Origin of the sequence: Streptomyces sp. NPDC004667 (assembly GCF_040609475.1) — a bacterium.
Lineage (GTDB): Bacteria > Actinomycetota > Actinomycetes > Streptomycetales > Streptomycetaceae > Streptomyces.
Genome location: NZ_JBEXKC010000127.1, coordinates 2710 through 15032, shown reverse-complemented (window position 1 = coordinate 15032; position 12323 = coordinate 2710). Strand labels below are relative to the sequence as shown.

The window sequence follows — 12323 nt, the reverse complement described above, 5'->3', positions numbered from 1 at the left end:
GTCGGCGGCGGGGTGGTCGAGTGTGGTGACGACCTCGACGTAGGTGCCGCCGCTCAGCGGGAGGATGAAGTTGCGGGTGCCGAATCGCGGGTGCACGCCCCCGTCGACGAACCCGGCGCCGAGGGCCGATCCGATCCACTGGACGGTCGAGACGAAGCTGTCGCGGGCCACCGCGTAGGAAACGTGATCAAGTCGCACCGCGTCATCATCACCCGACAACCCGTACAAGTCCCGACGCCACGCCCGCCGCCCCGGCCGGATGTCCCGCCGGCGCTGAGTGCCAGGAGAACGGCTCGATCCGCATGGGATCACTCGCCGGGACCACCCCCCGTGCCGTGACCGAGGCGGAGCCGAGCCGGCGGTCAAGGGGGCCCGGTACGGGGGCCGGTGGTGAGGATCGGCCCGGGCCGCTCAAGCGCGTGCCGGTGGTGGCCGATGACATCACCATGGATCTTGGACTGAAAGGCCGCGTGGCAGTGGTCACGGGTGCCAGCCGCGGTATCGGCCTCGCGATCGTGCGGGCCCTGGCCGCCGAGGGCGCCCAGGTGGTGGCCGGTGCACGTCACTCCTCCGACGAGCTGGACGCGCTGATCGAGCGCGGCGGCGTCCGTCTGGTGCGGGTGGATCTGGCCGAGGCGGAGGGGGCCGGGCGGCTCGTCGCGGCTGCCGGGGACCGGATCGACGTACTCGTGAACAACGTGGGCGCGGCTCCGGCCCGTACGGGTGGGTTTCTCGGTGTCACCGACGAGCAGTGGCAGCAGGCGATGAACCTCAACTTCTTCACGGCGGTGCGCGCCACCCGTGAGGTCCTGCCGCTGATGCTGGCCAGGGGCAGCGGGTCGATCGTCAACGTCTGCTCGGTCAACGCCGTGTTCCCCGACCCGATGGTGATCGACTACTGCGCCGGAAAGGCGGCCCTGGCGAACTTCTCCAAGGGCGTGTCCAAGGAGGTGGGCGGCCGCGGCATCCGTGTGAACACGGTCAGCCCCGGCCCGGTCGAGACCGACCTGTGGCTGGCCGACGACGGTGTGGCCGCCACCTTGTCCCGTGCGACCGGGATGGCGCCGGAGGCGGTGAGGGCCCAGGCTGCGGGCGCCACGGTCACCGGCCGGTTCTCGAAGCCCGCCGAGGTCGCGGACGTGGTGCTGATGCTGGCCAGTGACCGGACGGGCAATGTCACGGGGGCCGACATCACGATCGACGGCGGGTTCCTGACGACGTGGTAGCGGGTCGGCTCTCGTGCCTCACCTCGCCTGGGCGAGCCGCACCGCGTCGGGGCCCGCGGGGAAGCGGAGTTGACCGGTCGTGTCGTGCACGGCCCGCCACACCGCCTCGGCGACATCGCTCTCCTTGGTGAACAGCCCCTGACCGGTGAACTCTTCCATGGCCTGCTTCGCCCACGCGGCGTACGGCGCGGGCACCAGATCCTGTGGCGATCCCCCTTCCGTCGCCCGGCCGGCGAAGTTGGTGCTCAGGCAGGCGCCCGGCTCGACGGTCTTCGCCCCCACCCCGAACGGTGCCAGTTCGAGGGCGAGGGATGCGGTGAACCCCTCGATGGCCATCTTGCTGGCCTTGTAGACGGCCGAGAGCGGCATGTGCCCCAGCACCACACTGGAGGTCACGTTGACCACCACCCCCGAGCCGCGCTCGCGGAACTGCGGGAGAACCGCCTGCGTCGTCGCCATCACACCGAACGTGTTGGTCTCGAAGACCTCTCGCACACGGGCCATCGAGGTGCCTTCGAACACACCGATCGACGGGATCCCCGCGTTGTTGACCAGGGCATCGACCGGCCCGGCGGCCTCGAAGGCGGCGGTGATGCTCTCGGAGCTGGTCACGTCGAGCGCGAGGACGCGGATCCGGTCCGACTCGGGCAGGACGCCGGTCCGCGGGGTGCGCATCGTGGCGATGACGTCCCAGCCCCGGGCGTGGAAATGGAGGGCGGTCTCACGCCCGTATCCGGACGAGGCGCCAGTGATCAGAACCGACTTCATGTCGTGCCTCCTGTGAGGTGGTGGGATCCGCGGGGGACCCGGGTACGTTCCTCTTCCCCTGAGGAATCGCTGATCTCATTGAATCGGCCTGACCTGGCCGAACAATAGAAATATCCTGGCTACCTCTTGCTCGATCCTCTCCTCTCCTCTCCTCTCCCGCCGCGTCGATGTCGTCTCAGGGAATGGCACCTGCGGCGGGTAGCGCGCCATCCCGCAGCCGGAGAGCGTCCCGGCTCGGGGGCGCACCGAACTGCCGGCGGTACTCGCGGCTGAACTGCGACGGATTGTCGTATCCCACCCGCTGTCCGACCCCGGTGACGTCGCCGGGGTGGGTGGCCAGCAGTAGCCTGGCCTCCTGGAGGCGGATCTGCTTCTGGAACTGGATCGGGCTCATCGCCGTCACCGCCTGGAAGTTGCGGTAGAAGGCGGAGACGCTCATGCCGGACATCCGGGCCACGTCCTCGACCCGGAAGGACTCGGCGTAGTGTTCCCGGATCCAGCGCACGGCGCGGGAGACGTGACTGAGTCCGCTGTCCGCGAGCCCGAGCTGACGTACCGTCGCCCCTTGCTCGCCGGTGATCAGGCGCCACAGGATCTCCCTTTTGACCAGTGGCGCCAGCACGGCACGGTCGCGGGGCTCGTCGAGCAGCCGCAGCAGCCGGACCACCGCGTCGATCAGTGCGGCCGGCGCGTCACTGACGGCGATGCCCGACGGGGTGCCCGCCCCGGTCCGGGGGGTGTCGCCGGGCCCGGCCGCGAGCAGCAGTTCGGCGACGGCGGACGGATCCAGCGTCAGGCCGAAACCGAGAGCGGGCCGGTCCGGTGCCACCTGGGTGAACTGTCCCGTGACCGGGAGGTCGACGGACGCCACCAGGTACTGCCCGGCCCCGTACTCGTAGACCCGGTCGCCCAGCGCGAGCCGTTTCGCACCCTGGGCGATGACCGCCAACAGGGTGCCGGACATGGACGGAGCCGGCGGGTCCGCCCTGTCGATCCGAGAGATCAGGACGCCCTCGATGGCGGTGGTCCAGTCGGCTCGGGCGTGTCGGTCCAGGAGGCTGCGGAACTCTTCCAGAGGCATGGTCCCATTTGAGCACCGTCAGCCACCACGTTTCCCCAAAACGAGAGCATCATGCAAGCACGGGCGAATATCGGACTACGTTTTTGCAGTTCAGACGCTTTCAATGGAATCAGCCAGATCCCACAGAGCGAAGGAAATGCAGATGATCGCCACCTATGGTTTCCATGCCACGCTCACTGCCGGACCCGCCCTGGGCGACCGCCTGATCGACCTCCTGCTGACCGGCCTGGAGGAGGACGGTCCCGCCGCGAGCGAACACTGCCTGGTCTACCTCCTGTCCCGCTCCGCCTCCGACCCCGACGTCGTCCACGTCACCGAGGGCTGGACCACCGAGGAGGACCACCACCGGCACTTCGCCGGCACGGCCGCCCGGGCGCTCGTGGCGCAGGTGACCGCACTGCTGGCCAAGGAGCCCGAGTACACCGACCACGTCCCGGTCGGCGGCAAGGCGGCCTTCTGACACCGTCACCCGCCGCGCAGCTCCGCCGCCTCGCGCAGCCGCGTGCGACGAACGCCCCGTGTGACCCCCGTCCCGTAGGTCCGACGAAAGGCCGACGACCACCATGACCGTGCCGCCCCCGCCCCGTCCAGCCCTGGACTCCGAACTCAGTACGCTGCTGGCCGGCCTGCCGCCGGTTCCCCGGCTCGATCCCGAGGTGCTCGCGCTCTTGCGACGGCTCCCGCAGGCGCCCGTCGCACCCCTGCTCGACCGCCACCGGGCCGATCTGCGCGAAATCACCGTGCCCGCCCGGGACGGCACCCCGATCCCCCTGGCGGTGTTCGCCCCCTCGCGAGCCGACCGGACCGCACCCGCCCCGTGCGTCTACTGGATGCACGGCGGCGGGATGGTGATGGGCGACCGCTTCTCACAGATCGACATCCCGCTGGAATGGCTCGACGAACTGGGCGCGGTCGTGGTCTCGGTGGACTACCGGCTAGCTCCCGAGGCCACCGGCACCGTCCTCGTAGACGACTGTTACGACGGCCTGCTCTGGGTCGCCGAACACGCCGCCGAACTGGGTATCGACCCGGCCCGGATCGTCATCGCGGGAGCGAGCGCGGGCGGGGGCCTGGCGGCCGGCGTCGCCCTGCTCGCCCGCGACCTCGGGACCCCCCGGATCGCCGCCCAGATGCTGATCTGCCCCATGCTCGACCACCGCAGCACCAGCACCTCCAGTCACCAGTACGCTGACGGCCCGGGCAGCTGGACCTTGCAGATGAACGAGTTCGGATGGCGCAGCGTGCTCGGCGACGCCGGCGAGGACGAGGTGCCCGCGTACGTCTCCCCTGCCCGGGCGGACGACCTCTCGGGCCTGCCCACCACCTACGTCGATACCGGCTCCGCCGAACTCTTCCGCGACGAGGACACCGACTACGCCACCCGTATCTGGGCGGCCGGCGGCCAGGCGGAACTCCACGTCTGGGCAGGGGGATTCCACGGATTCGACACGTTGTTCCCGCAAGCGTCCCTCTCGATCACCGCCCGGCGAACCCGCACCGCCTGGCTCGCCCGTGTCCTCCGCTCGCACCGCGCCACGTGACACGCCGTCGCCCACCGCCGGCCGTTTGAACCACTGATCGTTTCAGAATGCCGTCCGGAGTGTCAGTGGCGTGTCGTGCAGTGCATCACGGCCCCGGGAGTGGTCAGCGGTTGAGCCAGTCCTGGTAGCGGGTCGGTGCCAGGCGGGCGCCGGGGCCCGGGATGAGGGCGTCTCCGTGCACGGCGGCGAACAGGCCCGCCTGGTCGTCGACGACGACGGGGCGCCGGTCGCCCCGCGCGGCCAGCGTCATGCGGCCGATCTCGTCGAGCGTGAACCTGTCGGGGCCCGCGATCTCGAGAACCCCGCCGAGCGGCGCGCCGGTTGCCACGTCCGCGAGGACGTCGACGATGTCGCGGCTGGCGATCGGCTGGAGCGGCGTCGCGGGCAGTCGCACCGCGGTCTCGTCCGAGGTCCACGACATGGTCGGCTCCATGAACTCGAAGAACTGCGTGGCGCGCACGATCGAGTAGGGCGTCGGACCGCCGCGCAGCAGTTCCTCCTGGAGCGTCTTGCCGCGGTAGTAGTCCAGTTCGGAGACCCGGTCCACGCCGACGATGGACAGAACCACCTGATGGCGTACGCCGGCCCGCTCGCCTGCGGCGAGGAGGTTGCCCACCGTGGTGCGGAAGAACTCGATCGACTGCTCGTCGAACGTGGGGGAGTTGGTCACGTTCACCACTGCCTCCGCGCCGGCGAGCGCCGTGCCGAGGCCGGCCCCGGTGAGCAGATCGACGCCGGACGACAGCGACGCGGCGGTGACCTCGTGGCCCCGTGCTGCCAGCTCGGTGGCGAGCTGCGAGCCGATGAGTCCGGTGCCGATGACGGTGATCTTCAAGGTGCGCCTTCCTTCGTGCGTCGAGACCCCGCAAATTAGGACAAACGTTATCCGAGTCGAGTGGAGGTGGCGTGGAACCGGCCGGTGGCGTGGGCTGGGCACGGTACTCCTGCCGGGTGCTGACCTCGGTCGGCAACCCGCTGCCGGCGGCCTCGGCCGTCCGCGCCGCACGACGTGTCGCCGAGCTACCTGGCCAGACAGATACAAGCGCTCTCCTGCACGAGTACGTCGAGTACGTCGAGTACGTCGAGTACGCGGCCGGTGCCGTGCCGGGCGGCTGACCCGTCGCACGGTCGTCACCCGTGATCGGGTTCGAGACGGTAGCCGAAGCCGCGCAGCGTCGAGATGCCCGGCGGGTCCGTCGGCGGTACGGCCTGTGCCGCCGTCCGGGCGAGCCGGCGGCGGAGCGATGCCAGAGTGACGTCCAGGACCTTGGTGGGGCCGAACCAGTTCTCGTCCCACACCCGGGCCATGAGGTCTTCGCGCGACACGGCGGTTCCGGCGTGCTGGGCCAGCACGGCGAGCAGGTCGAATTCCTTCGGGCGCAGGGCTACTTCTTCACCGCCCAGTAGGCATGTGCGGGCGCGCGTATCCACGACGAGGGGCCCGACATGGTAGGCCGTCTCCTGGTCGTCGTGCCCGGGAGGCAGGCGGCGCAGGTGGGCGCGGAGGCGGGCCACCAGCACGGACAGGGCGAAGGGTTTGACGAGGTAGTCGTCGGCGCCCGCGTCGAGCCCCGCGATGATGTCGATCTCTTCGTTGCGGGCGGTCAGGATGACGAGCACCAGGTCGGGGTGGCGGCTGCGGAGTTCCCGTGCGATGTCGACCCCTTCCGCGTCCGGCAGTCCGAGGTCGAGCAGGATGATGTCCGGGGGCGCGGCGCGGGCTGCTTGGAGCCCCCCGTTCCCGGTGCGGCACCACGTGGTGGCATATCCGTGTGCCCGGAGTCCGGTGTCGAGGTGACGTCCGATGGTGTCGTCGTCCTCGATGACCAGGAGGCTGGGGAAGGGGCTGCGGTCATGGGGGGCGGGCATGGTCAGCAGCGTAGGCGTGCCTCTCGCAGTTTGCACCGGCCGCAACGCCCGGCCGGTCGTACGCCAGGTCAAGTCGCCGGCGGTGCGCAGCGAGGCGCCGACGTGGATGGTTACCGGGCCGGTGGGCGCAGCAGGGCACGGACCCGGCGGTGTGCGGCGTGGACGATCCGGCTCAGCCACCGTCGGCTGCCGGCTGGTATCCGGCGCCTCGGACGGTCGGCACCGCGGCCCGCCCGAACGGGGCGTCGATCCAGCGTCGCAGGGTGCTCACATGAACCTCGACGGCGTCGGGGTCGCTGTCCGTGTTGCTGCCCCAGACTCCGTCCAAGATTTCGTGCTCGGAGACGGTCTCCCCTCAGGGTGGCTCAGGCACGACGCAGAAGAAGCCCGCCGGCGGGCGTCGGCCGCGCGGCTGCGGCGGCCGTCCACCACCACGAGGAAGAGGGACGCGGCGAGCACCGGGTGGCATCTGCCGGAGACCACGAGCGCCACGACGAGTCGCGAGAGGACTCCGAGGGCCCCGACGGGCACGACGGCCGGCACGCGGACGCTGAGCACGGCACGCGCGCCGATGAATCCCGTGACCCCTCGACCGGCGACACCGTCCTGGGTGGCCGAACCGGACCGACCGACCGAGCGGCACGGCCCCGGCCGCGCCGCGCAGAAAGGAGTGCCGCCGTCTTGGGCGTCACGACGACCCCGGGGCGCACCGCGGCACCCAGGACCGGGCCGTTCGCCCCGCGGCGAGCAAGGTCCCCGAGCCGACCGCGGTGTTCTGGGTCGTGAAGATCCTCACCACCGGCATGGGCGAGACCACCTCAGATTGCCGCGCCCGCGCCCGCGCCCTCGGACCGGTGCCGGCGGTCGCCGCCCTGGCCGCACAGGATCGCACACGCCGATACCTCACCGCCGCCGGCGACGGGAGGCCCGTGACCCGTACTGGTCGGCTTGGTCATGGTCAGTGTCTTCGGGACCATGGCCGCCGACGTCGCGCACGTCGCCCTCGGCGTGCCCTACGCCGTGTCCGCGTCGCCGTTCGCCGTGGCCTGGGCCGGCGCCGAGCGTGGCGGCCTCGGGCTGGGCACCGGACCGGTCAGCCTGGTCCTCGGCGTGATCATCGTCGCCGTGGTCCTGTGGCTGAGCGCCGCCGACCGCCGCACGCCACGGTCACCCTACTGCCCCCACCCCCACCCCCACCCCCTGTCGCCGTACTCGACCGCGTTCACCATCAAGTACGGCGAGAGGGGCATTGCCGCCGTCAGGTCCAGCGATGTGGTCAGGAAGCGTTCAGGTTCCCGATGGCACAGTCGGGCCGCATGAGCTACGAAACGTCTGAGAGTCCCACGGCTCCAGGGGCGCGCGCCCGTCCAGGAGACAGGCTGCGAGTCGGCGAGAGCGTTCTGGCGCCCGCCGGGCGACTGCTGAACAAGGTTCCCGAGGTCACGATCTGGTTCTGGATCATCAAGATCCTGTGCACCACGGTCGGTGAAAGCTTCGCCGACTGGATCAACATGAGCCTCGGTGTCGGCCTGATCAACACCGCTTTGATCTTCACGGGCGCTCTGGCGGCCGTCCTGGCCTGGCAGCTCGCCGCCGGACGCTACATCCCGTTCGTCTACTGGCTCACCGTCGTGGTGGTGAGTGTGACCGGCACCCTCTACACGGACATCCTCACCGACAGCCAGGGAGTGCCCCTCGCCGTGAGCAGCGGCGTGTTCGCCGCTGCGCTCGCCGTGGTCTTCGGCATCTGGTACGCGAGAGAGCGGACCCTGTCAGTCCACAGCATCACCACCCGGCCCCGTGAGCTCTTCTACTGGCTCGCCGTCCTGGTCACCTTCGCGCTCGGTACCGCCACCGGCGACTGGACGCTGGAGCTGACAGGCTGGACCGCGGGCGTATCCGTGCTCCTGCCGCTCGGACTGATCCTCGCGGTCATTGTCGGCCGGCGCCTCGGGGCCAACGCCGTGCTCTCCTTCTGGCTGGCCTACATCCTCACCCGCCCGCTCGGCGCCAACCTCGGGGACTGGCTCGGATCGCCCGGCGGCGGCGACGGCGGCCTGGGCCTCGGCACCGCACTGACGAGCGTGATCTTCCTGGTCGCCATCCTCGCCACGGTCGTGTACCTCACGCTCAGCCGGAGTGATGTCATCGACGGCCAGGAGGTGACCCGTACCGCGAGGACACCGAACCCGGCACGTGAGCGGGGCATGCTCGCCTACTACGCCGTCGTCGCCGTCGCAGGCGCATCGCTCCTCGTGTGGGCGAACCACCAGCCGCACGCCGCAGCGAGCGGAGAAGCCGACACTCCAGCACCGGTGACCAGCCACATCAGCCCTCAGGAAGCGACGTCGCCGTTCCCTCCGGCCGAGATCGCGAAGTTCCGCACCATCACGGCCGACACCCTGGCGAAGGTCAACTCGGGTGATCAGCGGGCCGCGACCGGCCGTGTGACCGACCTGGAGACAGCGTGGGACGACGACCAGTCCGCCCTCGAGCCCAAGAGCGAGCAGGCGTGGAGCTTCCTCGACGGTGAGATCGACCGGGTACTGAAGGCAGTACGCGCCCCACACCCCGACAAGGCCAGTGAGGTCGACGCGCTCGACACCCTCCTCACCTCGCTCGGCTGAACAGCCGACGAATGACGGACCGCCCCGGCGCATCCCCATGCACCGGGGCGGCCGGCCGACGAACAACACCTGTCGGGTCGGCCTGCGCGCATGGGCCACCTGGGCCGCATGGGCCGCATGGGCCGCATGGGGCCGGGTCCCCATGACGTGCCGGGGGCATGAGCTGGGGCTTTACCGTCATCTCACCGTGAGCGGGCCGGGCGCTAACCCGCCACTGCTTAGCGTCGGAGGAGACCCGTGCTTCCGCTTCGTCTCCCGAAAGGCGCCATGATCATGCGACGTACGCCCGTTCCGGCCCCCACGTTCGCAGCAGAGGGCCGAGCCGTTCTTCCCTTCGACAACCGTGGAGTCGTCGGGGCCGCCCACGGGGTCGACCTGCCGGGCCGGAGAGGGGTCCTGCCGTGACCACCGCCGACACCCTGCTGCTGCGCTGCCAGGACGCCGCCCGCATCCACGGCGACGGGCCGACGGCCCAGGCCGCCGTGAACAGTGCGACGTGCGAGGTCCACGTCGGCGACCGGATAGCCATCACGGGCCCCTCGGGCTCCGGGAAGTCCACCCTGCTGCACCTCATGGCAGACGTCGAACAACCCACGGCCGGAGAGATCAGCTGGCCGGGGCTGCCCCGGGTGCCGGCACACGGACAGGTCGGAGTCGTACTCCAGGGCCCCACCCTCGTGCCGGCGTTGAACGTTACGGAGAACGCCGCGCTGCCCCTCGTACTGGCCGGCGTCCCCAGGGAGCGGGCGCACCTCAGGGCCCTGCACTGCCTCGCCGTCGTGGCAGCCGCCGAACTCGCCCACAGAATGCCCGCCGAACTCTCCGGCAGCCAGGCCAAGCACGTCGCCATCGCCCGCACGCTGGCCACCTCACCCCGCCTGATCCTGGCGGACGATCCCACCGGAGACCTGGACCGAGCCACCGGCCGACGGGTCATCGACGTGCTCTTCGCAGCCGCGGACGAGGCGGGAGCCGCCCTCGTGGTCACCACCCGGGATCCTGCCGTCGCCGTACGACTGCGCAAGCGGTGGGCGATGCACGAAGGGCACCTGCACCTCTCGCCCCGTCCTCCGTCCCCGGTCAAGGTGATGCCGAGGGATCCCGTCCTCAGCCTGCCCGAAGCCGACGGAGCCGACACGGTCCAGCACGTGGTGCGGAAGCTGCCGGCGGTCACCCTCGCCTTCTGGATCATGAAGATCGCCGCCACCACGCTGGGAGAGACCGCGGGAGACCTGTTCGCGCAGACCCTGCGCCTGGGCTACTTCCTCACCACGATCGCCCTGTTCCTCATGTTCGTGGTGACCCTGCTGGTACAGCTCCGCGCCAAGCGCTACAACCCGTTCTTCTACTGGCCGGTCATCGTCTCCACCAGCATGGTCGGCACCACCGTGTCGGACTTCATGAACCGCGACGCCAGCTCCAGGTACCTGGCGAAGGGCACCACCACGCTGGGCTGGGGCCCACAGGGCCTGGGACTGGGCTACCCGACCGGCGCGGCCATCCTCGTCTCCCTGCTCATCGCGATCTTCGTCGCCTGGAAGTTCACCGGCCAGACCTTCGTCATCCGGGACATCGTGACCTTCCGCGGCGAGGCCCTGTTCTGGTCGGCGATCCTCGTCTCGAACACCCTGGGCACCTCGATGGGCGACTTCCTCTCCGACAGCTCCGGACTCGGCTACGGGGGCAGCGCCCTGCTCATCACCGGCGTCCTCCTCGTCCTCGTCCTCCTCATCCGGGTCCCGTTCGTCCCCAACGTGGTCCTCTTCTGGATCGCCTTCGTCCTCACCCGCCCCCTGGGCGCCACCGCGGGCGACTTCCTCACCAAGCCCCTTGCCAAGGGAGGCCTCGACCTGGGCACCGCCGGCTCCTCGGCGGTACTCCTGACGGTCCTCTTCGCCTTCATGGCCTACGGCCACTTCCGTGACCGGGCACGCGGCGCAGAGCTGTAGGACACCGTCCCGCACGCGGTGGAGCAGTCGGAGCGTCGTGCTTCCACTCTTGGCACACGACACTGAAGGTCGGGCGCGGCGCCCCTTACATGGCCGGCATGATCACGGCGTCAGAGCCGTCCCGAACGGCTCGCTTCGCCGGGCGAAACTGGAGCGGCCGTTCCCGCCGGTGGTGTTCGTCTTCGCTCCGGCCCTGCGCCGCGCAGCCCCGACCACGAGGGAGGCCGTCTTCCACGAGGGGGCCCGCCCGGTCGGGAGCGTGAACCACCGGCTCACCGTGGCGACCACGACCCTGCCCCGGCTGACCCGCGAGGAAGCCGACGGCCGAGTGCGGCGGGCCGTCGGGAACGGCCACGGAGAGGAGCGCCGCGCCCTGGCCGCACCGCCGAAGGCACGGTGAGGCCAGGTCTCACGGGCTGAGGGCAAGCCCCAGGCGAGCCCGGGCAGGCCGCCTTCACGGGTGGCTTGGCACCACCCCGGTCGGAGGCGCTCCGGCGAGGCGGCGTCGGTCACGAACCCCCTGGGCTTCCCGGCGAGCCGCGGCTGGCCGATGCCGGGCGACCGATGACCGATGACCGATGACCGATGACCGGTCACGGTCCTGACGTTCCGTTTGACCGATCGGGGGAGTGGATCGGTCACGCAGGTCTGCGGGAGACCGTCATCGGTTACGGCCCCGGTGGGTGGGCAAGCCTCGCCGGCCGAAGGGCTCGCCCGGCGTCCGGGCCGCAGGGCGGGACGGTTCCGCAGTCGCGGGGTCATCGTCCGGGATGCGGTGGCCCGGAGCCATGAAACGAAACAAGCTGCGAAAGGACATGGCCGGGCTACAGCGCCACGATCCCGACGACATGTGGCACGCCCTCACCCGCCTTCAGGCATTCCACCCCGAACCGGAGGACCGCTTCGAATCGTTCGAGCGGCCGGGGGTGCTGCTGTCCCGTGCCAATCCGGACGACGTCCTGTTCCGGGCGCGGGTGGAGCTGTCCGGGGGAGAGACTCTGGCCCAGAGTGGCCGGTGCCTCCACTGCGACGGCACCGGGCGCGCCCGCCCCTGTGGGACCCAGCGGCCGGGCAAGCCTGAGATGCCCCTGGGCAAGCCCACCATGAGGAGAGCTTGCCCAGGCACTGCGGCTACGGGCCGTCCCGCCCCGGGCGCAGGACGTCGGCGTAGATCCGGGCCCGGACTCCGGGCTCGCCGGGATCCCTGCGCACCGGGTTGATGGCCGAGGTCGCCCAACGCTCCTCCAGCGCGGCCATGACGG

The 12323-nt window shown here is 70.6% G+C and carries 13 protein-coding genes and 1 pseudogene; 7 read left to right on the top strand and 7 right to left on the bottom strand.

What is annotated here, in order from left to right; all coding sequences use genetic code 11:
• The coding region (locus ABZW32_RS36480; protein ID WP_356224697.1) for a VOC family protein at positions 1-198 on the bottom strand (198 nt) is incomplete at its 3' end.
• Between the two features lie 248 nt (positions 199-446).
• Here ABZW32_RS36480 and ABZW32_RS36475 point away from each other — a divergent pair.
• Positions 447-1226: an SDR family oxidoreductase gene (locus tag ABZW32_RS36475; RefSeq protein ID WP_356224695.1), complete on the top strand. Its 780-nt coding sequence runs from the start codon at positions 447-449 to the stop codon at positions 1224-1226.
• An 18-nt stretch (positions 1227-1244) separates the two neighbouring features.
• Here ABZW32_RS36475 and ABZW32_RS36470 read toward each other — a convergent pair whose 3' ends face one another.
• Together ABZW32_RS36470 and ABZW32_RS36465 are read right to left on the bottom strand one after the other, a co-directional pair.
• Positions 1245-1994 (bottom strand): SDR family oxidoreductase, encoded by a 750-nt coding sequence (locus ABZW32_RS36470; RefSeq protein ID WP_356224693.1) that lies wholly within the window; start codon positions 1992-1994, stop codon positions 1245-1247.
• Between the two features lie 175 nt (positions 1995-2169).
• The gene (locus tag ABZW32_RS36465) at positions 2170-3075 is read right to left on the bottom strand and encodes an AraC family transcriptional regulator (RefSeq protein WP_356224691.1); all 906 of its coding nucleotides are present in this window, start codon (positions 3073-3075) and stop codon (positions 2170-2172) included.
• Positions 3076-3217: 142 nt separating this feature from the next.
• On the opposite strand from ABZW32_RS36465, the gene ABZW32_RS36460 reads away from it, so the two are divergent.
• Together ABZW32_RS36460 and ABZW32_RS36455 are read left to right on the top strand one after the other, a co-directional pair.
• Positions 3218-3535 carry an antibiotic biosynthesis monooxygenase gene (locus ABZW32_RS36460; RefSeq protein ID WP_356224689.1) on the top strand — a complete coding sequence of 106 codons (318 nt, stop codon included), beginning with the start codon at positions 3218-3220 and terminating at the stop codon, positions 3533-3535.
• Positions 3536-3638: 103 nt separating this feature from the next.
• Positions 3639-4616, top strand: coding sequence for an alpha/beta hydrolase (locus ABZW32_RS36455; RefSeq protein WP_356224687.1), 978 nt, complete (start codon positions 3639-3641; stop codon positions 4614-4616).
• A gap of 103 nt (positions 4617-4719) precedes the next feature.
• On the opposite strand, the gene ABZW32_RS36450 is transcribed toward ABZW32_RS36455, so the two are convergent.
• The 3 genes and pseudogenes from ABZW32_RS36450 to ABZW32_RS36440 all read right to left on the bottom strand — a co-directional run.
• Positions 4720-5451, bottom strand: a complete 732-nt coding sequence (locus ABZW32_RS36450; RefSeq protein WP_356224685.1) for an SDR family oxidoreductase — start codon at positions 5449-5451, stop codon at positions 4720-4722.
• A gap of 296 nt (positions 5452-5747) precedes the next feature.
• The gene (locus tag ABZW32_RS36445; RefSeq protein WP_356224683.1) at positions 5748-6485 is read right to left on the bottom strand and encodes a response regulator transcription factor; all 738 of its coding nucleotides are present in this window, start codon (positions 6483-6485) and stop codon (positions 5748-5750) included.
• 172 nt (positions 6486-6657) lie between these two features.
• Positions 6658-6828 (bottom strand): annotated as a pseudogene (locus tag ABZW32_RS36440) (winged helix-turn-helix domain-containing protein); the annotation flags it as partial.
• Positions 6829-7433: 605 nt separating this feature from the next.
• Between ABZW32_RS36440 and ABZW32_RS36435 the strand changes: the two are divergent.
• The 4 genes from ABZW32_RS36435 to ABZW32_RS36420 all read left to right on the top strand — a co-directional run bounded on the left by ABZW32_RS36435 (position 7434) and on the right by ABZW32_RS36420 (position 11461).
• Positions 7434-7805 (top strand): hypothetical protein, encoded by a 372-nt coding sequence (locus ABZW32_RS36435; RefSeq protein ID WP_356224681.1) that lies wholly within the window; start codon positions 7434-7436, stop codon positions 7803-7805.
• Positions 7802-9112: a hypothetical protein gene (locus tag ABZW32_RS36430; RefSeq protein WP_356224679.1), complete on the top strand. Its 1311-nt coding sequence runs from the start codon at positions 7802-7804 to the stop codon at positions 9110-9112. Before ABZW32_RS36435 ends, ABZW32_RS36430 begins: the two co-directional genes overlap by 4 nt.
• A gap of 401 nt (positions 9113-9513) precedes the next feature.
• The gene (locus ABZW32_RS36425; protein WP_356224677.1) at positions 9514-11061 is read left to right on the top strand and encodes an ATP-binding cassette domain-containing protein; all 1548 of its coding nucleotides are present in this window, start codon (positions 9514-9516) and stop codon (positions 11059-11061) included.
• Between the two features lie 169 nt (positions 11062-11230).
• A complete protein-coding gene (locus tag ABZW32_RS36420) occupies positions 11231-11461 on the top strand; it encodes a hypothetical protein (RefSeq protein WP_356224675.1) in 231 nt (76 codons plus the stop codon).
• Between the two features lie 731 nt (positions 11462-12192).
• Here ABZW32_RS36420 and ABZW32_RS36415 read toward each other — a convergent pair.
• The coding region (locus ABZW32_RS36415; protein WP_356224699.1) for a DUF6207 family protein at positions 12193-12323 on the bottom strand (131 nt) is incomplete at its 5' end.